The organism is Clostridium sp., assembly GCF_036660475.1.
In the GTDB taxonomy this organism is placed as follows: Bacteria; Bacillota; Clostridia; order Clostridiales; family Clostridiaceae; genus Clostridium_J.
In genome coordinates this window covers 183,835-208,126 of sequence record NZ_JAVXAO010000005.1, presented here as the reverse complement: position 1 = coordinate 208,126, position 24,292 = coordinate 183,835, and the positions used below count along the sequence as shown (strand labels likewise).

The window sequence follows — 24,292 nt, the reverse complement described above, 5'->3', positions numbered from 1 at the left end:
ATCTTTCATTTTATGTTAAGTTTGGTACCGAGAGAAGAAATTGAAAAAGTATATATTAAATTAAAAAACAGAGCCAATAACTTAAATATAAATAAGTTATTGGCTCTATTTATAATTTAAACAGTAATTTGTAATGATTATAATTATTGAAGGATACAATTTATTATTTATTTAATTTTATAGTAAACCAAAAGGTACTGCCACCACCTACTTGAGATTCTACACCATAGTTACCATCATGTAGTTCAATGATTTTCTTTACAATGGACAGTCCCAATCCTGTACCTATCACAGATCGCTTATGCTTTTTATCCACTTTATAATACCTATCCCAAATATAAGGTAGGTTTTCAGGGACTATACCTTCACCGTTGTCAATGACCTGAATTTTTACCAAGTCATCAAAACTATTTTGACGGATGGTTATTTTTTTATCATCACCACTGTAATGTAGGGCATTTATCAATAGGTTGTAAAATGCCTGGGTGATTTTAACCTCATCGGCAGTAACATATAAATCTTCGGTATATTCAAAGGATATAGAATAACCCTCTTTTTTCACAAGTTCAACAATTCTATCAAGAGTTATGGAAATGCTTTGAGTTAGGTTATATGGATGACAGATTAGCTCCATTGTGCCGGTTTCAAGCCTTGATACATCTAAAACATCATTTACAAGGGAAGCTAGTCGTTTTGTTTCATCCATGATTATTTGTGTTTGTTCAGGTGTAATCTCATTTGGGAAATCATGCATCATTTCGGCATAGCTGTAAATAAGTGCAAGGGGTGTACGTAGGTCATGTGAGATATTTGCCATAAGTTCTCGACGTAGACATTCCACCTTTGAAAGCTCACTTGCAGCGGTATTAAGAGTGTCTGATAGTTCTTTGATTTCCAAAAATCCTTGTCCGTAAAAATTCGTATCATACTTTCCAGAGGCCAACTGCTTTGCACTTTTGTTTATATTCTCAATTGGCTTGGAAACTTTCTTTGCAATGACAAATGCAATGACAATAGAAAGTAAAAGCATGATGACGGTGATGATACAGAGTTGCATTTGTAATGTGGAAACCGTGGCATCCACAGGGGTTACCATTGCAAAAAAACTTAGTGATATTATACTGCCATTATGCAATGTGAAGGCTTGGGTTTTGGTAATTGTTTCGGGTTGTGGTCTGCCACGATCATCCTGCAATGGTCTTTGTGGAGGAGTAAACTCCTGCATTTGCTTTACAATAATTTCTTTATCCGCTTCAAGTTCATTTAAAACAGTTTGTAAATTAGGGCTATTGATATTCTCCTCCACAAGAGTTATAGCTTTTTCGATTTGACTTTTACGTATTATTTTATACATATCTGTAAGTAGCACAGTTTGAAAAAACCATAAAATCACAAGCAGTAGGGCTGAAAAACCTAGAAGAAAGGAAAATATCTTCCACTTAAGCTTTAATTTATCCATCAAAACGATACCCCAATCCTCGAAGTGTAGTGATAAGGTATGCATAGACTCCTATATGCTTGCGAAGTAGCTTCATATGGGTGTCAAGGGTTCTATCATCACCAAAATAATCAAATCCCCACACCCCAGTGAGAATTTTTTCCCTCGGAATAGCTATGTTTTTATTGCGAATGAGAAAAAACAGTAAATCATATTCTTTTGGGGCCATGTCAATGAGTTCACCGTCAATGAAAACCTTGTACGCAGTCATATCAGCTTTAAAGCCGTCTTTTTCAAAGATGATATGACCTTCATTATCAGGGGTAGCAGTAGTAAGCTTTGCGGTCCGACGCAAAATTGCATTTACTCTTAGCATAATTTCCTTTGAAGAGAAGGGTTTGACAACATAATCATCAACGCCAACCTCAAAGCCTAAAACCTTGTCATATTCCTCACCACGAGCCGAAAGCATGATAACGGGAGTATCTGAAGTCTTACGTATTTCTTTTACTGCAGAAAAACCATCAAGCTCAGGCATCATAATATCCATAATGATCATATCAAACTTTTCACTTAGACAAAGCTCTATAGCTTCCATGCCGTCACCAGCCTCATATACCTGATGACCCTCAAAAATAGCATAACGCTTAATGACTGAGCGGAGACCTGCTTCGTCATCACAAATAAGTATTTTAGACATTTCATTCACCTCATTTTGTATAATTATACCATGGACTTCATAAGAAATCAGCGATTATTTAAAGTGAAAAAAGCTACAAAACAAATATTGTTTTGTGGCCTTTTTCTTAATATCCTTTCTTGTATTTAGCAACAAAAACAATTGCCACCATAAGGGTTAATACTAACAATCCGACAAGAATAAGATAGCTCTGATTTGATTCATTAGAAGCTACGGTTCCAGAGGTTGGGAGGGCATTGTTATTTGGTTGCATGTCAGACATATTATTCCCAATTGGCTTGTTTTCATTAGGTAATTTACCAATAGTATTACCATACGGTGAATTGCTACTCGGAATATTTCCATCAGTATGATTACCACCCATACCGCCACCCATCATGGAGCCTAAATCGTTTAAATTAAGATTTTCAGCTGGGATAAGTGCATTTGGATTTGAATTTTGCTCTGCAATAGTACTTGGTACTGAGCCATCAAGTTGGCCTTGTACGCTTTCAGATCTTAAATTTCCAAGGGTGACAAAAGCCTTAACTGCCGTTTGGTATTCATCAAGAGTGCAGAAAGCAGTTTTATCATTTTCTACATAGATTTCAATTAAAGTGTTTATATGTGAAACCTTCTCTTCAAATTTACCATCTATAAAATATTCATCAATAAGTGACTGTAAATAGCTATGATAAAGCTCTAGATATTCCTCATTTGCAAACAATTTTTCAAGTAAAGGTCTTGTTGACATTTCTACGCCGCTGACAGGTGTATCGATAGGGAAATTTATAACAGAGGATGCACTGCCACTTTTAAAGCCGCCCCATGCTAAGTTATAATCCCAAGGCAAAATAGTTATCTTACCATCATTCTCGTAGATGTAATAATTCTGAGCCATACTAGAAGAATAACTATCTAGATTTACTACCATAGTGTGAGCAGCTAAGTAACGAAGTATTTTATCAACATCAAAATAGGTTTCTAAAGACTGATCTTCAGATAAGGCTTTTAGGGCAGTAATAACTCTTTGATAATCATCTTCAGTACTTTTACCAACTACATTGTCAAAAATACTGCTATAGCTTGATGAGGTGTCATCCGTATATTCAAGGCTACCACCGCTACTACCCATTTTACCGCCGCCCATATTACCTCCATCAGGACGCCCAGGAAAACCACCCTTACTAGAGTCAATGTTTGTATTAGTACCATCCTGATTAGTTTGAATATTTTCAGGAGGAACACTTAGGGTATCCTTAGGTTCAGTTCCATCGGCATTAATCTGTGGTCTTTCACCTAAATTACCACCACCTGGAATTTCACCCTTATTTCCATTATTTTTAATGTTTGGTGCGCCCCCATTATCAGCACCACCACCCATATCCATTGTCTTTACATTATAAAGTATACCAGCGGTAGTGCCTTGGACACGCTGCTCATAGCTATCATCATAAAGTTCTACAGCAAGGTATAGTCCCCAATTCTCACCATTAAGCTTTACATCCGCATAGCCAAAACATGGAGAGTCTACACCGACTTCTTTCATTATGTCATAGGAAATATACTCTTTCATATAAGTATTGTCGCCTAACATATTATTGACAACAAAGCTTTGAAGTCCAAAGCAGGTCTGATCCTTCACATATTCATCAAACTGCAAACGAAAACTGTAGCGATTACTATCGCTGTTTGCAACCTGGGTAAGGCTAGAATTTCCTTTTGGGCGAATTCCTACATTTTGAAACTTTGTACCGTTAACAATAACATCCGCCATAATAAAGGGTTCTGAAATGGCATTATCCAGCATTTCCTGCCACTGAGCTTCATCAGCAAGTATTTCTATTGAAATTATATCTGTACCAAAAAGTTGTGTAGTATACAATGGCTCGATTTTTGCACTGTTGGATATTGATGGTGCATTTCCTAGACCAATAAGTGCTATGCTTGCAATCAAGGCGAAAACCACCGCAATCGCAATTACAATATTTATACATTTGCTCTGTATCATGTTTTCACCTCAATTCAAAAACGTATTTACGTAGTGTATTCTCCGTTGTAACTCACCAAAGTAGCATTGGTTACTCCACTTATTGTAAGGAGTTCATTTACAAGTTTTGCTGACATATCAAGAAGTCGAACTTCTATAGTGAGCTCTATGCCACTTTTAGAAACAGTTTTTGATTTGATAAGGGTTCTTTTAGTTTTACCTTTGATCATGGCAACTGCATCATTTTCTGCCTTATCGTTATCAAGATTAAGTACAATAATATATGGTGTGTCAGTACTTTTCTTATTTACAAAGATAAGGAGGACAATACCAATAAATAAAGAGCCTATGACTGCAAGGGGAATAAGTCCAGCACCGGTTACAATACCTACAGAAATTGACCAAAATAGAAAGGCTATGTCTAGTGGTTCTTTTACAGCTGTTCTGAAACGAACGATGGAAAGAGCACCAACCATACCTAGTGAAAGGATGACGTTTGAGGTAACAGCAAGGATAATAAGGGTTGTAATTAGGGTCATTGCCATAAGAGAAACACCAAAGGATGAAGAATACATAACACCAGTAAAGGTCTTTTTATAAATAAAGAAAATGAAAAGTCCTATTGTAAAAGATAATAGCATTGCCAGCCCTATGTCAGTGATTGAAAAGGCTGTAGCTTTTTCTAAAAAACTACTCTTTAAAATATCGTTAAATGTCATAATTATTTACCTCCAAAATTTTATATTATTCGTGTAACTGCATACTTTGAAAATGCAGTGCTTTGTCTGCTAGAAAGAGAGGTGATACCTCTAATAACCTCAGGCAGAAAATTATCATACTTAACTTCAAGAATGATAATATTGGGAATTGGAACCGTGATAATGTTAGGATTTAGAAATGTACTCACATTGGAGCTTGTCCGAATTTGAGTATCAAGGGTGATGCGGACATTGCCAGCATTAAACACATAGGCTTCACGATTGTAATCCACAATGTTTTTGGGTCTAAGTTGTTCATAGTGCATCTTAGTATAAAGCTCTAAAAGAAGAGGAGCTCCATTTTCTTTTAAAGGAGTCAAATCTCCATTTAGTAATCTGTCACAATCGGATGCTGATATAACAGTACTTTCCTTAAAACACATACCTCCTTTTTTACTCTTTTTTTCTAAGCGTATAAATGCAGAATCGCCGTTGTAAAGCCTCAATCTAAACTTTTCACGATAGTCAAGACCATTTATCTTTTCCAGAAGTGCCTTATCATTGTAATTGTCAAAGTAAAGACTCCTAACTTTATAACTATTACCCTCATAAGCATTTTCATCTGGCGAAGCTACATGCTGCAGTCTTGAACGGAGTTGCACAAAATCTGCATAATTTATGTAATGCTTTAGTTCATGACGTCCGCCTGTTTGTCTCATATTCATCACTCCTATCTATTGGTTTATTTAGATTTTATAATATCTAACTGAACTCTCCTTGTTGCTTATCTGAACTTTAACTGAACTTTCTAGATTCTTAACTTCAAGGCAATGAAGATAAGGGGATAACTTAGGTCAAGAATCTCAAAAAATATGATATTTAATAAAGGTATGTATTTTATATTTCAAAACTAATCTTAATAAATTTAAATATAGCTAAAGAAAGATGGGTTTTAGCAGGTTTCTAGTTAGAAATATATGGAGAATAATGATATAATTTACTTAATGCTACTAGTACTAGTAGTATTGCATATGTTAACAAAATAGAAGGTTTACTATAAATGGTATATATTGTATTATGAGGGGAATTTTGGGGTGTGCAGCAGATGAGAATTATATTGGTAAATTAAGGGAGGGATAAGGATGAGACTTTCAGCAATTATAAAAATAGCACGGGAATACTTTTTAGTAGGCATAATTTTAGTAGCTATGGTAGCTATTCTATTTTGGGTTGGATATTTTATCGTATATAAAGGATTACTAAAAGGTTCAAAAACACTAAAACTGAGGAAATTATCATTATATGCTATGCTTTTAATTTACATTGTTATAGTGCTTGGAGCAACACTTGGAACAAGAATTCCAAGGTATGGTGGTGGCGGTGTAAATATGCATTTGTTTAGCTCTTACAAAGAAGCATGGAATAGTTTTTCAGTAGTAGAATGGAGAAACATAATCTTAAATATATTAATGTTTACTCCACTAGGATTCTTACTTCCTTTGATTTTTAACAAATGTGAAACTTGGTGGGTAACTTATTTTGTAGGATTTTTATCTACTGTGTTTTTGGAGTTAATACAGCTTGTAACTGGAATGGGAGTTTTTGATCTAGATGATATTTGGAATAATACTTTAGGAGTTATGATAGGATATGGAATCTTAATGATTTGTATATCATATTTTAGGCATAAGAAAAAACATGTAAAAAGTAGTGTGGTAACTCTAACATATCTTCAAATACCATTATGCGTTACCGTTGTAGTTTTTATTGTAATATTTGCAAGTTATGCTAACCAGGAATTAGGTAATTTAAGTGTTGCATGTAGCTATAGTCAAGATATATCCAATATAACTGCAAAAGTAAAATTTGATGATACACCAGATAGTTCATATGTTTATAAGTCAGTTGTTGGGTCTAAGGAAGATACATTAAAAGTTGCAAATGAAATTCTAAGGGCAGTAAACACTGAAGTAGATGAGTCTAAAAATGATGTTTATGATGAGACAATATTCTATCATTCTAGAAATGAAGAATATTCGGTATTGGTAGATTATCTTGGATTGACCACCCGGTATGTAGCTTTTACAAAAGGTGGGAGTTCAGGGAAGGAAGGATTAAGCTATAAAGAAGTAAAAAAATTATTAAGCAGTTTTGCTATTGAGTTACCAGCAGAAGCTGATTTTACGGATAAGGGTAAAGGTGCTTATGAGATATCAATAAATATGCTTAGTTTGGGTGATATTTATCTTGATGGAATATTAACATGTGATATTAGTAATGATGGAATTGTATCAAGGTTTACTAATAAAATTATGTCCTATATCAAATATAAGGAATATGAAATCATATCAGAAAAGGAAGCCTATGATAAGGTTTTACAGGGAAAGTTTAAGGTATATTCATTAGGAGAGAAACCAGAAATCCAGATAATAGATGTTCATTTGATTTATAAAATTGACAGTAAAGGATTTTATCAACCGGTGTATGAGTTTATTTTGGAGGGCACTGATAGCAAGGAAAATATATTAGTACCAGCATTAAAGCTATAAAATGCTGTAGTAGTAAAGAACTGGGATTAAAGAGTTAATTTAAACGGGTAGGGGAGTGATTTATATGAGTGATGTAGGAAGTCAGAGTTCTAGTAACAGTAATTCTTGGAATAAACCTATGGGTAATATAACTTGGGGATTTATATTTACAGTAACGACTTTAAATTTTTATAATTTGGATTATATTTTGCCAACAATTGGAGTAGCACTTTTATTTATTGGATTCTATGATTTACGTAAAATAAATAAAGAATTACATACTGCATGGATTTTTTCCATATTAAGCTTGGTAATGAATATTTTAAGTTTAATATATACGGTTACACCATTGCATATTAAATTTAGTAATAGTTCTGCTATGATTTTTATATCTACAGTTTTTCAAATAACTTTTTTTATTGTATTTAGAGCAGGTTTAAATAAAGTGTTCCAAGAGGCTAACATAAAGCCTAATAAAGATCCTATTTTTTGGCTGGTTATTTGGAGAATTGTCATTGTAATTTGTGCATTGACTCAGTTAGGTAGTGTTTGGTTTATATTTATTCCTTTAATATACTTTTATTTTTATAATTTCAGATCCCTTTATAGATTAAGTGAACAGTTGGAACAAATCAACTTTATGTGTTCTGAAGGGGATATTAGGGTTAGGAGTAAAAAGTGCTTTGCTGGATATTTAGCAGTATGTGTGTTTATATTTACTCTTTGTTCTGGAATTTCAAACCATATTAAATTGGAACCAGTAGGATTTATTCCAACTAGCGATGCAGAAGTTGGCAAAAAACTTATTGATATGGGTTTTCCAGAGGAAATTCTTAAAGATATAACAGAGGATGAGATATCATTGATTAAAGATGCTATAAAAGTAGAGGCTTATAGTGAATTATTGATGTTTGACCCTAAACAAGAAACTATTAAAACTAATAATGGCGTACATACTATTGTGACTAATAAGGAAAAACCAGGAAGGATAAATTTAAGAGCAACAAGTATTTATGTTTTATTAAAGGATAATAGGATGTATGGGATTAAATATTTTTACTGGCAGGATGGAAGTGCTTATTGGAATGATGGGTTTACAATTAGTGGTTCTGCACCTGTAGAAGTAATAGCTGGAAATTTATTATATGAAAAGGATGGAATAAATTATTCAGCGGATATACCTAGATTGAAATGTGATATAGTTTCTGAAACTGGTTGGTTGGAAAATGGACGTAGGAGAGAAAAAATAACTGGTGCAGTAAATTATCCTTTTGGTTCAAAAGACCAAAGAGGTTATGTTTTCTATGAATTAGAGCTTGGAAAAGATGTTGTGCATGGGGGAATTGTATTTAATTATATCCATCACAGAAATCCATTTATAGCCCCTTACGAGGAAACAGAGATGAAAAATTTATTCTTTAGTGATATACAAAGACAGCTATATACCAATTTTGAAAGAAAATTATCAAATGAAGATAAATAATGAAATCAGAAGTGTAGTTGTATTAAATTGTTAGTGATTTAGGAGGTGATAGTCATGATAAAACAAGCAGTTATGGATGATAGTAAAGCAGTTGCAGAGTTGGCTATATTATTATGGCCAGATAATGAAACTGATGATTTAGAAAGAGAAATGAAAGAGTATATTAATAAGGGAGCTATTTTCATTTGTTTTGATGAAAATAGGGCAGTGGGATTTGCACAGTGCAATTTAAGAAGTGATTATGTGGAGGGTACTGAAAGTAGTCCAGTTGGATATTTAGAAGGTATTTTTGTAAGGATAGAGTATCGTAAGAGAGGAATTGCAAAGAAGCTTTTAAATCAATGTGAATATTGGGCAAAGGGTCAGGGCTGTAGTGAATTTGCAAGTGATTGTGAATTGAATAATACAGATAGCTTAAAGTTTCATTTACAACTTGGTTTTGAAGAAACAAATAGAATAATATGTTTTAAGAAAAAGTTATGAATATGATTTTGAAAATGGATTCAGGGTAGTGAGAAATCTGTATGAATACGCAGTAGAGCATTTACTCGAGAATAACAAAATGATAAGGGTAAGTTAAATAATAAAAGGACACTCTATTGTGTCCCGGTATCAATATATATTTCACCATTACCAACTATTACAATCCTATAATCAGGTTTAAGGGGAATTAAATTATATTTAGCTGATTTAGGTTCTAGTCGAATAGATTGTATTATAAGTTGATTTTCATCGTAAAGGGTAAGGTAAGCACTATCAGTTGGTGAGATATTTTGAACGATATAAGTTTCATGTGGTGAAAAATTAAAATCGGATGATTTATAAACGCCCTCTTTAAATGTATTAGCAGCAAATGCAGGAGTTGCAATAAATGTAATAAATACTAATATAATTAAAATTAATAATATAATATCAAATTTTTTCATAGCGTAACCACCTTTCAAACTTAGCTTGTGTAATATCTATAATAATATACAGATTTAAATGCCGTATTATTCTGATATGCGGCATTTTTGTTTTGCAATTTAAAGGTAAATCAAAGCATATATTGCAATAACATTCTTGATTAAATTTTAGAAATAATTCAATATCTATTTAAAAATATTTTTAAATAGATATTGAACTCGGGTAAATATAGGAGTATAATCTATTTAAATAGATATTTAAATAGATTCAAAGGAGGGAGAAAAAGTGGGATTTCCAGAAACGTTTAAAGCGCTATCAGATCCTGTTAGAAGAGAAATTTTAACTCTACTTAAACCGGGTAAATTATCAGCTGGGGAAATAGCGCAGCATTTTGATATGACAGGGGCAGCAATTTCCTATCATCTAAATCAATTAAAGAAAGCAGATTTGATTTATGAGACAAAATTTAAGAATTTTATTTATTATGAGTTAAATACATCGGTACTTGATGAAATAATATTATGGTTTGAAGGATTTAAAGGGGGAAGTAAAAATGAAGAAGAAAGTGAAAAGTAGAGAAAAAATCTTTAATATATTAATGTGGTTACCAATTATAGTAACGCTATTATTACTACCATTTATGCCAGATAAAATGCCACTTCATATAGGTCTTTCAGGTCAGGTAACTAGTATGGGAAGTAAATATACACTAATAATTCTTTCAGTTATTGTTATAATAATGGGATTATCAGTTAAGTACAGTATTAAAAAGGAAGCAAAAAAGGATGTTGAAGCTGAAAATGCTACAACTAGAAATGAAAAGTCCCTCACGATAAATGGAATAGCAGCACTGACACTTTTGAATGTTGTTTTCTTTGTATTTATTTATAAGGGTTTTGCATTGGCTTCACCAAATAATTATTTGCCAGATATTAATAGTATACAAATTATAAACATTATGATTTGTATACTATTAATAATTATGGGAAACATTCTTCCAAAAACAAGGATGAATTCACTTATTGGAGTAAGGACTTCATGGAGTAGAGCAAATTCTGAATCATGGGCAATGAGTCAAAGAATTGGTGGCAGGGTATTTATTGCAGTTGGACTAATTTCACTTATAGGGTCATTTTTTATAGCAAAGAGTTTAGTAATAGTTTTTACTTTAGGCTGTCTAATAGCTGGGTCAGTTGTAACGGTAATAGGTAGCAATATGGCATATAGAAAAACATTGAGAAAATAATATATATTGATACGTCAAAATAAAATGTCATAACAATGTACAATTGTTTTTATTCAATTAATATACAAATATGAATTGAGAGGGTGATTTCAAATGAATATTACTATTTGGATTGCAATAGGTGCTGCTATATTAGGTGCCGTTGTTACGATCAGCATTGATAATAATAAGAAGAAAAATAACAAGAAAATATAAATTATATAATTCATTTAAACACCTAATATTCAAACTGAATATTAGGTGTTTTTCAGTTCATAATCTAAGGGGAAAGTCCATGGAGGAATATAATATGTTCTTTTAAGCTTTAATACTGTTGCAAACACGAATATGTTATAATTGGTTGTAATGGAATTAAATAGATATATGTGGAGGAAGACATGAGATTATTTTTGATAAGACATGGACAAACAGACTGGAATTTAAAAGGGAAAATACAAGGGAGTTATGATATTGAGCTTAATGATACTGGAATAAAACAAGCAAAAGAGTTGGGCAATAAGATAATAGGAGAGAATTATAAATTCTCAAAAATATATTCAAGTTCGCAGATCAGGGCGGTTAGAACCTCAGAAATTTTGAGTGAGACTACTAACATTGAATATATAACTATAAAAGGATTAGAAGAAATAAATCTTGGAGAATGGGAAGGTTTATCATGGACAGAAGTACAAGCAAAGTATCCAGTAGAATATGAGGAGTGGTATATAAATAGAAGATATACAAAACCTCCAAAGGGAGAAGCCTATGAAGAGATGTTAGAGCGTGTTATAACAGCGATTTATAAGATTATTAATGAGAATTCTAATGATGTTGCCATTGTAACTCATAGTGCTGTAATTATGTGCTTGCAATGTTATATAACTAATACTAGCTTTGATAAAATGACCAACTTTAAAACTGATAATACTGCAATTGTAGAAATTGATAGTGAACTGTTAATCAATTGTATGGCAAAGGATATTACATATCTATCTAATATGGGGTAAAATGACTTAGATTTTTTCAGAAGTCAATTGTATTAATTATTAAAAAACACAATAAAAATTTCAGTTAGAAATAGGGATAAGATATGGAAAATAAGATTGTTGTATATGTTATGAAGGGAGCAAGTTTATGGGAAGAAAAATACGTAATTCTGCAAAAGCATTAATTATTAAAGATGGAAAAATGTTAGCATCAAAAATCAATGATAATGGCGATATTTTTTATATAATGCCAGGTGGTGGTCAAGACACAGGTGAGTTACTTACAGATGCAGTAAAGCGTGAGTGTGCAGAGGAAATGGGTATAGTGGTAGAGCCAAAATCACTGGAATTTGTAGTGGAAGGATTGCATGGAGAATCATTTCATCGAGTTGATTTGGTATTCTTATGTGATTATATTGGAGAAATAAAGAATGCAGAAATACATGGAGATAAAAACCAAATTGGATTTGAATGGCTTTCTATTGAAAATTTAATGAATGAACCGCTATATCCGTCAAAACTTCGTTCTCAAATAATTCATCTTTTTAACAATGAAAAAACAGATGTTTATCTTGGGGATGAAAGCATGGAATAACTGCGTGAAGGGAATTGAAAATATGAAATCAAAGAAAATTGCAATTTATATAATTAGTCTAATATGTATTGGTTTTTTTATGAATTTAATTAAGGAAGATATATGGGATAAAAATGAAAAGTTGTTAAGAAAAAACGTATTATCAATTGATGAGTCAGTTGAAATAGTAGATTTATCTGATATAGCACCATTTAATTGGGATTTGGCATATTCATTTGCTCCATATACACGTGAAGATGATATATATGAGACAGTTGGTTATAAATGGGACAATATCGTAGAAACAGTTAACGAAGGAATGAATCAAATAGTTTTTTTGAAGGATAAAAAAGTAGTTTGTTATTTGTATGGATATGCTGATAATAATGGATATGGTATAAATTTTGGAGGGGAAGGCTATAAAGATGGTGTCAATGTGCTTAACTTAGAGGATAATTTAAAATTTCAAGTGGTTAGACGTGACGGCGTAGTATATTTGGAACAAATTAACTTGAATTATAGTTGTAGCATTGTTAGTATATGACCTAATGATACAAATTTATTTAATTATAAAAGAACAGCTAAGTATAGTTATATTACATTATGTTTAAGATAAATATTGATAAAATAAGAGGATTAGCTAATCCTCTTATTTCTATTTAAAGGTTTCTATAACTAAAATATTCTAACTTCAGGCATTCCCTCATTGTAGTCTGAGTATTGTAGATGTTGAATAAGCCATTTACCATCTTTTTTCACTAAAACTCCTGAGAATCTCATTGGTATAATAATGGTCTCTCCCTTTTAAGTTTGATAAACATAATATATAGTATCGTAAAGTGCTGTCAATAATTTTTGTTTTGGTGACTCCTCAGAATTAAATGTATCTTCATTTGAGCTACTAGCCCATCCAAGTATTTTTTTATCAGAGGCAATTATTTTTAAAAATGCTTTTGTAGTAAAATAAGCAACATCACCATTAACAGATATCATTGGATTATCTACATTAAACTTAAAGTCACCCCAGTATTTCCAATCTGATTCAACAATGCATCTAGCAGCATCAACACCAAAGCAAAGTTCACCTGCATCTGTTCTTATTATTAGTAAGTCCTCATTTAATAGAAAAACTTCATTCATGTATTCATCAACAGAATTTACATCTTTTTTTATATATCCATCTTGAAATACTTGAAGTACTTTTCTTACTTCTTCACACTCTTCATATGAATTTATTTTAGGCATTTCAAATATACGGTTATAATAATCTCATCATCATTTAATTAATCCTCCCAAAAATTATTTATTCAATACAAATTCCATAATATGTAATAGTTTAACGCTAATGTAAATTAGATGAAAATGAGTAATTGGTTTATAAGGGGTAAGGCCAATATTTCAGATCAAAAGCCACAGTAAGATAAAGTGATTAAATAACTTATGGGCAACCACTCTAAAAATAGTAATATGTGGATTAAAATGATATAATTTACTTGTTGTTGCTATGTAATTATATTTTACAGTGATAATAAACCTGCTATTAATTTATATGAGAAGTTTGATTTTTTGTAAACTATATCAAATGTTTAACTAGATTAATAGTTGGAATAATAACTAATTTTTTTCTTTTAAATAGATATGTTAGTTCGTATAGTTAGAGTTATATGTTCTAGCTCAAAATTGAGAATAAGAGATAACTTATATAACGTGAGTGAATGGAATTTATATGAATGAAACTTTTGGAAAGCCATGTGCTGGAGCAATTATTGAAAAGAATGAAAATGGAGTAGATTACATATTAATACAAGAAAGAAATAAGGATAGTGATATTCAAGAGAATGGATTATTAAATTTTGAGGAGTGAAATCATATGAGGTTTCTTTTATTCAACAACAATAAATTGCGTTAGAAATTAATAAAAATAGTTATTGTAAAAACTTATGAAAACACATAGGTTTATTTGTTATAAAAAGGAGTTGGGAATATGAAAATAGATGATAGTATTATTAAATATTGTTTAAAAAATGTAATGTTTATTACTGGTACAGCTTATGCTGGAAAATCAACAATGGTTAAGTGGCTTGCGGAAAAGTATAATTTAATTTCATGTGAAGAAAATTACCATTTTAATATGACAAGTAAAATTGCAAAGCCAGACTTATTTCCTAATGTCTGTTATTTTGAAACAATGAAAGATTGGCAGGAGTTTGTTAATAGAAGTCCAGAAGCATATGAAAAATGGATTTTGGAAAGTAATTTGGAGATTGCAGAATTTGAAATAGCAGAATTAATTAGAGTGTCTAAGGATAGAAAAGTTATCGTTGATACCAATATACCAATAGAATTATTAAAAAACATTGCTGATTACAATCAAGTTGCAATTATGCTATCACCACAATCAATGTCTGTAGAACAGTTTTTTAATAGAGAGGATTCTGATAAAAAATTTATAAAAGCACAAATTATGCAGTCTAAAAATCCAGAAAAGACTATGGCTAATTATTTAGAAGGAATTGCGAGGGTAAATAGCAAAGAACATTATGAAGAATATAAAAATAGTGGCTTTTTTACACTAGTTAGAGATAATATTGGAGTTGATACTAAGGAAGCGGTAGTGAGTGCATTGGCTAAACATTTTGGACTTGTAGACGAAGAAATAACTAAACAATATTAATCAAGAAGGGTCATTTTACAGTGAATCATTTAATGAAATATTGAAGTCATTTGAGTATGTTTATAGTAAAAATAATTGGATGTTAAAGAAGCAGAAACATTAGTAGATTGTCAACGATAAATAGGAATTTAGAGGGGTGAATAATTTGATAGAGTTAATAAATATAGGCAAAAGAAATCTTGAATGTTTAATAGAGGGTGAAGGAGAAGATACAGTCATTATTCAGCCAGGAATGGGGTGTAGTATATATGCTTGGATGAATATTGTAAAAGAAATATGCAAATATGCCAAGGTTATAGTTATTCATAGGGCAGGAGTTGGAAATAGTGATGAACATGAAAATGGCAATACAACGGCTACAGCCTCCGAGGATTTATTTGCACTGATTGAAAAGCTTAATATAAATAAGAAGATTATTTTAGTAGGTCATTCGTATGGTGGCTTATGTGTTCAAAATTTTGCAAGATTACATCCACAGATTATAAAAGGGATAGTTCTTGTTGATTCAAGCTCTGTTAATGCATACAAATTTAATGAATTGGAATTACAAGTATCCGATGAAATTCAATCAGATGAATACTATATAAAAACATGGACAAGTTATTCTCAATATACTAAAGAACAATTAAAAGCAGAAATACAGCCAACTTTAGAATTAGATGAACTTAAATTACCAAGTGATATTCAAGAAAGAATAATTGACTTTATGATTACACCCAAATTATATAGAAGTGTATTAGCAGAAACTATAGATTTAAAAAGTACAGTAAGAAATATTGATAGTAAAGGTGAATTTCCCAATGTTCCATTAATAATATTAGCTAGAGATTATGAGTATTGTGTTCGAAAAAGCATTGATGAAGATGGAATTCCTAGGGATGAAGCAGAGAAAATTGAAGGGCTATGGCAACAATTATCAAGTGAATTAAGTGGTTTGTCCAATAAAAGTGATTTTAAACAAGTTGAAGGAAGTGGTCATTCAATCCATCTTGATAAAGGAAATGTAGTAGTACATTCGATTAAAGAATTAATATATAAATAGTGATGTAGATACATTGTTAGAAATACACAATGATAGCTTACAAATTGGATTTCGGATTAAAGTAATGATAAAGAAGAATCCAAGGATATTGTACAAAAAATTTTTTTCTAGGAAAAAGCCCAAAGTGATTGGAGTGATATATCATGCAAAATAGTAAGGTTAAACTAATAAATGTATGTCCAGTTTTTATATCTGAAGATGTAAAAAAAACTGTGGATTTCTATGTTGAAAAACTTGGATTTAAATTTGCAGCACATTATGATAAGATTGATAACTTTGCAACAATATACAGGGATTCTATTGAGTTTGTAATTGTACAATTAAAGTTTGGGCAAATACAATCAAACACTAAAAGATATGGTTCAGGGTATGACGCTTATATTGACACCGATACAGTTAGTGGTGTTGATATTATTTATGAAGAGTTTGTTTCCAAAGGTGTCCACATAGTATCCAATCCCCATAAAACAGATTATGGCAGTTATGAATTTGTTATTGAAGATATTGATGGAAGATTGATTGGGATAGGACTTATTTATAGTAATCAAATATACTTTAAAGACTCAAATTATTTGGATTAATTCATTAATTTTAATTCATCCTATTCTTATTTAAAATCATAGCAATAATGGACTGACAGTGGATTTTAAGACACAATCTGAAGATATGGCAAATTAGATAATAGAATAGGATTTTGAAAATTGAATAGTATTAAATTTATAAAATATATTATAAAAAATTTATAGTGGTATTTTATTATGAGTTAGATAAATAGGCAGTTGAATAAAGTAGGCATATCGAGGAGTGAAATAAACATGAATTTAAAAGTTGCAGTTTTACAAATGCATTCAGTAAGAAATAATATAGGTAAGAATGTTCAAACTATTATTGATAAAATAAAAGAAGCTTCTAAAAATAATGATGATATACTGCTACTACCAGAGTGTTTTATCACAGGATATGACTTGACAATAGCTTATGAAGATGCACTAGAAGATGATAATATCGATATAAAAGAAATTTGCAACGTTGCAAAAGAGTACAGTTTGGGAGTTGCTGCTACAGCCATTTCACGAGGGGAAATCAAACCACAAAATACGGCTTTAGTAATAGATAAAAACGGTGAATGTGTAGATAACACTATCTTACTTGCAGATGATATGACAGAAGGGTTATATTTTGCAGACTTTGATATGGATATAATTAGTGAATATAGACAGCATGAGATGATGGAAAATACATTTAGTAAAGTAAAAGCATATGAAGAATTATTAAATGCTGAGATTAAACCACCATTTATTAGAAATTAGAATATATGCAAATTTTAATTTGTTTGTAAGTAAAATAAACAGTTCAATTATAAATGCCAGTAGAAGAAGAGTTTAACATAATCTTATAGATGATGATTTTGAATTATATGGAAATAAGATTTTAAATATTATTTTAGCACTTTTAAAAAAGAAGGTGCTAGACTAGGTTACTAAAAGGAGGCTTTGATATGGCTAAAAAAAATAATAGATACAAATCTATTAAGTGGCTAACAAAATTTGTTAAGTTATATAAATTCTATTTTTTTCTTAGTATTGTTATATCTACATTACTAGTTGGAATAAATGTTGTAAAAGTTTATTTAATACAAGAATTAATTAATGGAGCAATTTACTCCCAAATATCCACACTTCTATTAATAATTTTGGCATTTATTTGTGTGAATGCTATTGGAATCATCTTGAGTTATTTATCAAAATTATATAATGGGAAATTTGTTAATTATACAATCAAGGATATAAGGGATAAATTGGCAAAGCATGTAACTAGAATTGAGTTTAAACAACTTGACGATGAACACGCTGGTGATATGGTTTCGAGATTAAATAATGATGTTAATCAAATGCAACAATTTTTAGAAAATAGTTTGTCAACATTCGTTTCTCAATTACTATTAGCTATAATTGCAGCTATATATCTTTTTATTATTAATTGGAAAATACTGCTCATGGGGTTGATAATTACACCTTTTGGAATGATCGTAGCATACTTTGTTAATAAGAATACACAAAAATATTATCCGCTTTATTTTAATGAATTAGGAAAGGCGACAGCTGAGGTGGAACAAAGTATTTTAGGAGTTGATGTAATCAAGTCTTTCAACCTGTATGATTATTTTTATAAAAAGATTGATTATAAATACAAAAATGCCTTTAAGGCAGAAATAAAAGCACAGAAGTATGTATCATTGATTCAGCCCGCTTGTTTCACATTGTCTTTTGCTCCTAGACTAATAGGTGTTATTTATAGTGGATATTTAGCATCAAAAGGTGAAATTACGATTGGGACAATTATATTAGTACTACTTTTGTTAGAATGGATTGCAGCACCTACAGTGTTTGCTCCGTTTTTTATGAATGATCTTAATAGAATGTTAGCAGCAACTGAAAGAGTAGAAGAAATATTAAATTTACCATTAGAACGTTCAGTTGGGCAGCCATTTGAAAGGTTAGAAAGTAAGACAACAATTAGGTTTAAAAATGTTAGTTTTAGCTACTTAGATTCAGAGCCAGTATTAAAAAAAATAAGTTTTGAAATAAAGAATTCCAGTATTACTGCTTTAGTTGGTATTAGTGGAAGTGGTAAAAGTACTATTGCTGATTTGATTACTTGCTTGTATGAGTATGATGATGGAAGCGTAGAATTATTTGGTAATGAACTTAAAAGACTGAATCCAAAGGATGTTAGGGAGCAGATCTCAATTGTTTCCCAAGAAACTTATTTATTTCCTGGTACAGTGGCCGAGAATATTAAATATGGAAGTTCTAATGCAATTTATGAAGAGGTAATATTAGCTGCACAATCTGCATTTGCAGATGAGTTTATTCAACAACTACCAAATTCATACGACACATTAATCGGTGAAGGAGGAGTTGGATTATCAGGAGGGCAGAAGCAAAGAATCTCTTTAGCTAGAGCATTAATAAAAGATGCACCAATTGTGATATTTGATGAACCAACAGCATCATTAGATTATTGTGCTGAAAATTTAGTGAAAGAAACATTAGCCAAATTATCTAAGAATAAAGCCGTTTTGGTCATATCTCATAGATTATCTACTTTATTAAATGCGGATCAAATAATAGTTTTGAACAAGGGTGAAATAGTCGAAAAAGGGACAAAGGATGAACTTATTCGCAAAAAAGGTGAATTCTATGAAATATTTAAAGATGAAATACCAGCATAGTCATCAAGTAGGAGGGAACTATGATAAAAAATCTTAGTAGATTATTTGAAATGATGGGAAGAAAGAAATATATATTTTTTCTAAGTGTTTTTATAACCAGTGTAAGTGTTGTTGGTGTAGGAATCATAAATAGTTTTATATACAAAAATGTTGTAAACAGTGTATTTAATGGGCAAGTAGAACTTTTTAATACAGCTGTTAAATTAAGTTTTATATCATTGGCTTTTGTATGTATTATAACTCCTTTTACCAGTTTCTTTAGTATGTACTTATGTCACAAAACAAGTTATGAAATTCGAACAAAGCTCTATCTTCATTTGATCAAATTACCAATGATATATTTTAATAAAAATGGTGGAGGAGAAATCCTTTCTAAGTTATTGAATGATTTCAATAGACTAAAATCAATATACGATGGACAACTATATCAAGTTATTTTTTTAATAATGAATGGTAGCATTGCTTTAATTGCAATTATAATATTTGATTGGAGATTGTCTATTGTAATAATTTTATTGGGAGTTTTATCTCTATTTATCAATGTTTTATATGTAAAACCAGTTAGAGTCTACAGTGCAGAAATACAATGTAAATTGTCTAAATTAAGTCAAAGATTTATAGATATTTGTTTTGGTAATAGAGTTGCTAAACTATTTAATGCTGAAAATATTATATTTGAGAGGTTTGATAAAGAGAATACAGATATTCTTAAAGAGAACATTAATCTAGTTAAGAAGGAAGCTCATCGAGATAGTATAAATTATTTGTTTTCAGCATTTTCATTCATAAGTATATTAGGTATAGGAGCTTTTATGGTTGCATATAAGTTAATTGATCCAGGAACTGTTATTGCAATCTTTTCTTTGAGGGAAAGAGTTGAAGAATTGTTTGTTGGTGTAGGAAGTAGTATTACAAATATTCAAAAATCATTAGCTGGAACAGAGAGAATTCTGGAGTTTATTGATGAAGGAATAGAGGATGAGGAAATCAAAGAATATAGAGCAATCTCAAAGAATGATGACATAATAATAACTATGAAGGATATCGATTTCAGTTATGATGGAGATAAAAAAGTGATAAATAGTTTAAACCTTAATGTAAAAAGAGGAGAAATTCTTGCATTTGTTGGTGCAAGTGGATCAGGAAAATCCACTATATTGAAACTGTTAATGGGGTTGTATAAGCCTCAAAAAGGTGAAATTTTACTAAGTAGTGAAAAAGATTCTGACTTAACATTAAGTGAATTAAGAGAACAATTTGCTTATGTATCCCAGGAAGCATATTTATTCGACCTCTCATTAAGGGAAAATATTATATTACAAAATTAAGGCCTTAGTGATGAAGATATTATAGGTGCATCTAAATCATCTAATGCACATGATTTTATAATGGAACTTAAGGAGAAATATCAAACTATGACTGGAGAAAACAGTTCCAAATTATCCGTTGGACAGAGACAGCGGATCGCTTTGGCTAGAGCGCTAATAAGGAATAGGCATATTCTTTTACTTGATGAAGTAACATCAGGGTTAGATGGTAAGTCAGAAAGTTGTATTTTCAATCAAATTTATAATAAGCATCGAGATATCACAGTAATTGTTTGTGCACATCGATTATCAACTGTGGAAAATGCGGATACAATTGTAGTTATTAGCGAGGGCAAGGTTGTTGGTAGTGGCAAGCATCCTGAGTTGTTAGAAAATAATCAAACATACAGAAAGCTATATGAATCGCAATTTCAATCTGCTTAGTAATAGTCTACTTTAATATTTTTGACTAATGAATGGTTGTGGGCTATGCATGAGTAATGTTTTTAGCTATCCATTATTTGGTTATATTAATTATAGTTTGAAATTAGTGAGAAAATTATCTTAAATCTTACAGATGGAATAAAATATAAACTAAGTTCAAAAGTAGTTTACATTTTAACCAACATTTTGAATAGGGTAGTACGTTTTGTAAATTTAAATAGTGAAATATTACTTTAAATCATAAATTAAACTACGATTTTAAAATCTATGTAATTTTATACTACAACTATCTTGACAAACTCCGCTAGCTTAAAAACTAGAGCAGAAGATAAATTATATAACATGAAGGTGGGGATAAATGTGGAAAATATAAATATTAAAAATCAAGTTCATCGTATGTTAGAAGGTAAGGATATTGAACTTGTTCCTGTAACAAAGGAACATATGGATTTTATATGTGATGAAGAAAGTGATTCAGAATTATGGTGTTATGAAGAATACGTTGAAACTAACAAAGAGCTTATTCGAGAAAAATTTACTAAACGAATTGAACAAACAGATGTTTTCGATTTTATTGTTAAACGTAGTTCAGATGGGGTACAGATGGGAGTAGCTTATATATGGCAATGTATTTCAACTCGTAAAAGTTGGGAAATTGGATATGTTATCTTGCCTGAGTTTCAAGGTAATGGTTATTGTTTAGAGAGTGCACAGCTTTTAATATCCTTTGCATTTAATGAATTGAATGCCCATAAGGTATTAGGTATGTGCCATTGTGACAATATTAAATCAGCAGCTATAATGCAAAAATCAGGAATGTCAAAACAAGGTGTATTTAGAGAAGAATATCAATGTGGTGGTAAATGGGTGGATCAATTCTATTTTAGCATTTTAGAGCGAGAATATAATGAAAATTATAAAGAAGTGTAAGGTGTTGAACTATGTTAAAAATCAATGATAGAAAAGGAATGCCAACAGTACAGGAAGCAAAAGCATTTTTAGAAGAGGCAGAAAAATTAAATCCAGGATTCTGGGTTAAACATTCTATTTATGCTGGTAAAGCGGCACAATTGATAGCACAAAATTGTGATGATTTAGACTCTGGTACTGCATTAATATTAGGAATGCTACATGATATAGGTAGAAGATTTGGAGTAACAGGCATGAGACATATTTTAGATGGATATAACTTTTTAATGGAAAAAGGATTCTATCGAGCAGCCAAGGTATGCATTACTCATTCCTTTGATTGTAAGGATATACGATCTGCATTTGGAAAATGGGATTGCACTGATGAAGAGTATGAATTTGTAAAACAATACTTGGAAAGCACTGAATATGATGATTATGATAGGCTTATACAATTATGTGATGCCTTAGCATTTATAGATGGTTACTATCTAATTGAGAAAAGAATGGTCGAGGCCGCACTAAGACATGGTATAAATGAATATACTACACTTAAATGGAAGGCAACCATTGAAATAAAAGAGTACTTTGAGCAAAAAATGGGGAAATCTGTTTACAGTATACTACCAGGAGTAGTTGAAAATACATTGGGATTATAGACGGTTTTTACCGCAGTTCACTAGTGGCTAGAGTTATAATAACTCACAATGGACGAAGTAATATTTAGCAAGTTCAATCAGAATATATGAATCTATAAATTTCATATGTAAAGGCTAGGGAATTGTGATATGTTATTTTGACTGAGTTTCAAGGAATGGGCATTGTTTAGAGAGTGGATAGCTTTTAGTATAAATTAAATTTAATTAATAGGTGCAATAGTAAAGTATGGGTGAGGGAATAAAGATGAATGATTTCATTGTAAACAAAATTTGTTTTAATAATTTTAATAAATATCCAGATAAAATTAAACGATTTGAAATTGGGTATGGTAACTATGTATATAGAATCTGCATTGAACAGCATGAATTTGTAATAAGAATAAATTCTGATAAAAATGCTTGCGAAGATACTATTTATTGGCTGGATAAGTTGAACCGTTTAGAAATTCCAGTTTCTAAAGTTATTAGTAAAGGAAGATATGATAACCTTTCATATTTAATTTTGAATTATATAGATGGAACTGATTTAGGCAATATATATGAGGATTTATCCGATGAGGAGAAAAAAGGTATTGCAATGGATATAGTTAATATACAAAATGTTGTAGCTACATTACCTCTAAATCGTGGATATGGTTATCTAACTTCATATGATGATGAAAACTATAAAAAATGTTGGAAGGAAGTTATAATAGAGCATCTTGATGGGTCTAGAGATAGAATTAAAAAAAATGAAATATTTGACAATAAGAAAGTGGATAAAATTGAAAAATTGTTATCAAAGTATGATGACTATTTTACGACTATAAAGCCCATTCCATTTTTAGATGACCTAAGTTCAAAAAATATACTAATAAATCGAGGGAAATTATCGGGAGTAATTGATTTTGATTGGATTTGTTTTGGCGATAAAATCTATTATATTGCATTAACAAATATGGCACTTATTAGTTTGGGATATGATACAAAATATGTTGATTATATCATAGAAGAAATGAAAATGTCTGAAGTAGAAAACGAAATATTAAAATTGTATACCCTTGTGTTTTGTGTAGACTTTATGGGTGAAAAGGGAATGAAATTTAAAGATAAAGTTGTTGAAGTAAATATAAATGAAGTAGAAAAATTAAACGAAATCTATGAAGAAATTTATGATGGATTAATAGTGGATTTTTAGACGCAATCTGTAGGCTGTAAATGGCAAGTATTTTCATGAAATTCATGAAAATAATTTCCTTGAATAATTAAAAGTTAATAGTTTCCAATTGCTTAGCCATTCATTTAAGACTTCAATAGTCTTAGCTAAGGTCACTAATAGTGACGATAATCAAGTAGGCATTGAATGGATAAGTTTTAAGGCCAGTGGTAAACTATATATCCTGAAGTGCTAAAAGATGTTTTTAACAAATAAGGATATATTATTATGCCAATATATTTAGGTGATAGATTTTAAGTGTTTAAGAGGAGGAGCAGAGTCTACGCCTACTTTTAACATGAAAAATGTAAGGAGAATAT

General features: G+C 30.8%; 24 protein-coding genes and 1 pseudogene. 18 read left to right on the top strand and 7 right to left on the bottom strand.

The genetic code is table 11. The features are described from left to right. Positions 1-163 precede the first annotated feature (163 nt). The 5 genes from RSA29_RS09270 to RSA29_RS09250 form a co-directional block, all read right to left on the bottom strand. Positions 164-1,459: a HAMP domain-containing sensor histidine kinase gene (locus RSA29_RS09270; RefSeq protein ID WP_346943937.1), complete on the bottom strand. Its 1,296-nt coding sequence runs from the start codon at positions 1,457-1,459 to the stop codon at positions 164-166. Beyond that, on the bottom strand, positions 1,452-2,138 hold the full coding sequence (locus tag RSA29_RS09265; RefSeq protein ID WP_346943938.1) for a response regulator transcription factor: 687 nt from the start codon (positions 2,136-2,138) through the stop codon (positions 1,452-1,454). The genes RSA29_RS09270 and RSA29_RS09265 overlap by 8 nt, the downstream gene beginning before the upstream one ends. Positions 2,139-2,244: 106 nt before the next feature. Beyond that, entirely contained in the window at positions 2,245-3,894 is a 1,650-nt protein-coding gene (locus tag RSA29_RS09260) for a CotH kinase family protein (RefSeq protein ID WP_346944404.1), read from the bottom strand. Between the two features lie 260 nt (positions 3,895-4,154). Next, positions 4,155-4,826 carry a DUF4956 domain-containing protein gene (locus RSA29_RS09255; protein WP_346943940.1) on the bottom strand — a complete coding sequence of 224 codons (672 nt, stop codon included), beginning with the start codon at positions 4,824-4,826 and terminating at the stop codon, positions 4,155-4,157. Between the two features lie 20 nt (positions 4,827-4,846). Then, positions 4,847-5,524, bottom strand: coding sequence for a polyphosphate polymerase domain-containing protein (locus RSA29_RS09250; RefSeq protein WP_346943941.1), 678 nt, complete (start codon positions 5,522-5,524; stop codon positions 4,847-4,849). Between the two features lie 423 nt (positions 5,525-5,947). Here RSA29_RS09250 and RSA29_RS09245 point away from each other — a divergent pair, with 423 nt between their 5' ends. From RSA29_RS09245 to aac(6'), 3 genes are all read left to right on the top strand, one after another. Next, positions 5,948-7,354 carry a VanZ family protein gene (locus tag RSA29_RS09245; RefSeq protein WP_346943942.1) on the top strand — a complete coding sequence of 469 codons (1,407 nt, stop codon included), beginning with the start codon at positions 5,948-5,950 and terminating at the stop codon, positions 7,352-7,354. A gap of 64 nt (positions 7,355-7,418) precedes the next feature. Beyond that, entirely contained in the window at positions 7,419-8,816 is a 1,398-nt protein-coding gene (locus RSA29_RS09240) for a hypothetical protein (protein WP_346943943.1), read from the top strand. Between the two features lie 54 nt (positions 8,817-8,870). Next, positions 8,871-9,299 (top strand): aminoglycoside 6'-N-acetyltransferase, encoded by a 429-nt coding sequence (aac(6'), locus tag RSA29_RS09235; protein ID WP_346943944.1) that lies wholly within the window; start codon positions 8,871-8,873, stop codon positions 9,297-9,299. Positions 9,300-9,412: 113 nt separating this feature from the next. On the opposite strand, the gene RSA29_RS09230 is transcribed toward aac(6'), so the two are convergent. Beyond that, complete coding sequence (locus tag RSA29_RS09230) at positions 9,413-9,742, bottom strand: hypothetical protein (RefSeq protein ID WP_346943945.1); 330 nt, start codon at positions 9,740-9,742, stop codon at positions 9,413-9,415. A gap of 265 nt (positions 9,743-10,007) precedes the next feature. Here RSA29_RS09230 and RSA29_RS09225 point away from each other — a divergent pair, with 265 nt between their 5' ends. The 5 genes from RSA29_RS09225 to RSA29_RS09205 all read left to right on the top strand — a co-directional run bounded on the left by RSA29_RS09225 (position 10,008) and on the right by RSA29_RS09205 (position 13,051). Further along, positions 10,008-10,298: an autorepressor SdpR family transcription factor gene (locus RSA29_RS09225; protein WP_346943946.1), complete on the top strand. Its 291-nt coding sequence runs from the start codon at positions 10,008-10,010 to the stop codon at positions 10,296-10,298. Further along, positions 10,276-10,968, top strand: a complete 693-nt coding sequence (locus RSA29_RS09220) for an SdpI family protein (RefSeq protein WP_346943947.1) — start codon at positions 10,276-10,278, stop codon at positions 10,966-10,968. The genes RSA29_RS09225 and RSA29_RS09220 overlap by 23 nt, the downstream gene beginning before the upstream one ends. Positions 10,969-11,345: 377 nt before the next feature. Continuing rightward, on the top strand, positions 11,346-11,954 hold the full coding sequence (locus RSA29_RS09215) for a histidine phosphatase family protein (RefSeq protein WP_346943948.1): 609 nt from the start codon (positions 11,346-11,348) through the stop codon (positions 11,952-11,954). 127 nt (positions 11,955-12,081) lie between these two features. Continuing rightward, positions 12,082-12,528, top strand: coding sequence for an NUDIX domain-containing protein (locus tag RSA29_RS09210; RefSeq protein WP_346943949.1), 447 nt, complete (start codon positions 12,082-12,084; stop codon positions 12,526-12,528). A gap of 22 nt (positions 12,529-12,550) precedes the next feature. After that, the gene (locus RSA29_RS09205) at positions 12,551-13,051 is read left to right on the top strand and encodes a hypothetical protein (RefSeq protein ID WP_346943950.1); all 501 of its coding nucleotides are present in this window, start codon (positions 12,551-12,553) and stop codon (positions 13,049-13,051) included. Between the two features lie 260 nt (positions 13,052-13,311). Here RSA29_RS09205 and RSA29_RS09200 read toward each other — a convergent pair whose 3' ends face one another. Continuing rightward, positions 13,312-13,752 (bottom strand): nuclear transport factor 2 family protein, encoded by a 441-nt coding sequence (locus RSA29_RS09200; RefSeq protein ID WP_346943951.1) that lies wholly within the window; start codon positions 13,750-13,752, stop codon positions 13,312-13,314. Positions 13,753-14,233: 481 nt separating this feature from the next. Here RSA29_RS09200 and RSA29_RS09195 point away from each other — a divergent pair, with 481 nt between their 5' ends. From RSA29_RS09195 to RSA29_RS09150, 10 genes and pseudogenes are all read left to right on the top strand, one after another. Continuing rightward, positions 14,234-14,371, top strand: coding sequence for a hypothetical protein (locus tag RSA29_RS09195; protein ID WP_346943952.1), 138 nt, complete (start codon positions 14,234-14,236; stop codon positions 14,369-14,371). 120 nt (positions 14,372-14,491) lie between these two features. Then, positions 14,492-15,181 (top strand): hypothetical protein, encoded by a 690-nt coding sequence (locus RSA29_RS09190; RefSeq protein ID WP_346943953.1) that lies wholly within the window; start codon positions 14,492-14,494, stop codon positions 15,179-15,181. A 145-nt stretch (positions 15,182-15,326) separates the two neighbouring features. Beyond that, positions 15,327-16,223, top strand: a complete 897-nt coding sequence (locus tag RSA29_RS09185; RefSeq protein WP_346943954.1) for an alpha/beta hydrolase — start codon at positions 15,327-15,329, stop codon at positions 16,221-16,223. Positions 16,224-16,366: 143 nt separating this feature from the next. Further along, complete coding sequence (locus RSA29_RS09180; protein ID WP_346943955.1) at positions 16,367-16,804, top strand: VOC family protein; 438 nt, start codon at positions 16,367-16,369, stop codon at positions 16,802-16,804. Between the two features lie 234 nt (positions 16,805-17,038). Continuing rightward, a complete protein-coding gene (locus tag RSA29_RS09175; RefSeq protein ID WP_346943956.1) occupies positions 17,039-17,533 on the top strand; it encodes a carbon-nitrogen hydrolase family protein in 495 nt (164 codons plus the stop codon). Between the two features lie 188 nt (positions 17,534-17,721). Continuing rightward, positions 17,722-19,458: an ABC transporter ATP-binding protein gene (locus RSA29_RS09170; protein WP_346943957.1), complete on the top strand. Its 1,737-nt coding sequence runs from the start codon at positions 17,722-17,724 to the stop codon at positions 19,456-19,458. Between the two features lie 20 nt (positions 19,459-19,478). Further along, a pseudogene (locus RSA29_RS09165) lies at positions 19,479-21,209 on the top strand (ABC transporter ATP-binding protein). A gap of 360 nt (positions 21,210-21,569) precedes the next feature. Further along, on the top strand, positions 21,570-22,139 hold the full coding sequence (locus tag RSA29_RS09160; RefSeq protein ID WP_346943958.1) for a GNAT family protein: 570 nt from the start codon (positions 21,570-21,572) through the stop codon (positions 22,137-22,139). An 11-nt stretch (positions 22,140-22,150) separates the two neighbouring features. Beyond that, positions 22,151-22,777, top strand: a complete 627-nt coding sequence (locus RSA29_RS09155) for an HD domain-containing protein (protein WP_346943959.1) — start codon at positions 22,151-22,153, stop codon at positions 22,775-22,777. Positions 22,778-23,021: 244 nt separating this feature from the next. Continuing rightward, positions 23,022-23,954 (top strand): phosphotransferase, encoded by a 933-nt coding sequence (locus RSA29_RS09150; RefSeq protein WP_346943960.1) that lies wholly within the window; start codon positions 23,022-23,024, stop codon positions 23,952-23,954. Positions 23,955-24,292 lie beyond the last annotated feature (338 nt).

What these genes read in the sequence shown, in the direction of transcription:
- RSA29_RS09270 (WP_346943937.1), bottom strand. Translation starts at nt 1,459, where the DNA reads ATGGATAAATTAAAGCTTAAGTGGAAGATATTTTCCTTTCTTCTAGGT.
- RSA29_RS09265 (WP_346943938.1), bottom strand. Translation starts at nt 2,138, where the DNA reads ATGTCTAAAATACTTATTTGTGATGACGAAGCAGGTCTCCGCTCAGTC.
- RSA29_RS09260 (WP_346944404.1), bottom strand. Translation starts at nt 3,894, where the DNA reads ATGGCGGATGTTATTGTTAACGGTACAAAGTTTCAAAATGTAGGAATT.
- RSA29_RS09255 (WP_346943940.1), bottom strand. Translation starts at nt 4,826, where the DNA reads ATGACATTTAACGATATTTTAAAGAGTAGTTTTTTAGAAAAAGCTACA.
- RSA29_RS09250 (WP_346943941.1), bottom strand. Translation starts at nt 5,524, where the DNA reads ATGAGACAAACAGGCGGACGTCATGAACTAAAGCATTACATAAATTAT.
- RSA29_RS09245 (WP_346943942.1), top strand. Translation starts at nt 5,948, where the DNA reads ATGAGACTTTCAGCAATTATAAAAATAGCACGGGAATACTTTTTAGTA.
- RSA29_RS09240 (WP_346943943.1), top strand. Translation starts at nt 7,419, where the DNA reads ATGAGTGATGTAGGAAGTCAGAGTTCTAGTAACAGTAATTCTTGGAAT.
- RSA29_RS09230 (WP_346943945.1), bottom strand. Translation starts at nt 9,742, where the DNA reads ATGAAAAAATTTGATATTATATTATTAATTTTAATTATATTAGTATTT.
- RSA29_RS09220 (WP_346943947.1), top strand. Translation starts at nt 10,276, where the DNA reads ATGAAGAAGAAAGTGAAAAGTAGAGAAAAAATCTTTAATATATTAATG.
- RSA29_RS09215 (WP_346943948.1), top strand. Translation starts at nt 11,346, where the DNA reads ATGAGATTATTTTTGATAAGACATGGACAAACAGACTGGAATTTAAAA.
- RSA29_RS09210 (WP_346943949.1), top strand. Translation starts at nt 12,082, where the DNA reads ATGGGAAGAAAAATACGTAATTCTGCAAAAGCATTAATTATTAAAGAT.
- RSA29_RS09205 (WP_346943950.1), top strand. Translation starts at nt 12,551, where the DNA reads ATGAAATCAAAGAAAATTGCAATTTATATAATTAGTCTAATATGTATT.
- RSA29_RS09200 (WP_346943951.1), bottom strand. Translation starts at nt 13,752, where the DNA reads ATGCCTAAAATAAATTCATATGAAGAGTGTGAAGAAGTAAGAAAAGTA.
- RSA29_RS09195 (WP_346943952.1), top strand. Translation starts at nt 14,234, where the DNA reads ATGAATGAAACTTTTGGAAAGCCATGTGCTGGAGCAATTATTGAAAAG.
- RSA29_RS09190 (WP_346943953.1), top strand. Translation starts at nt 14,492, where the DNA reads ATGAAAATAGATGATAGTATTATTAAATATTGTTTAAAAAATGTAATG.
- RSA29_RS09180 (WP_346943955.1), top strand. Translation starts at nt 16,367, where the DNA reads ATGCAAAATAGTAAGGTTAAACTAATAAATGTATGTCCAGTTTTTATA.
- RSA29_RS09175 (WP_346943956.1), top strand. Translation starts at nt 17,039, where the DNA reads ATGAATTTAAAAGTTGCAGTTTTACAAATGCATTCAGTAAGAAATAAT.
- RSA29_RS09170 (WP_346943957.1), top strand. Translation starts at nt 17,722, where the DNA reads ATGGCTAAAAAAAATAATAGATACAAATCTATTAAGTGGCTAACAAAA.
- RSA29_RS09155 (WP_346943959.1), top strand. Translation starts at nt 22,151, where the DNA reads ATGTTAAAAATCAATGATAGAAAAGGAATGCCAACAGTACAGGAAGCA.
- RSA29_RS09150 (WP_346943960.1), top strand. Translation starts at nt 23,022, where the DNA reads ATGAATGATTTCATTGTAAACAAAATTTGTTTTAATAATTTTAATAAA.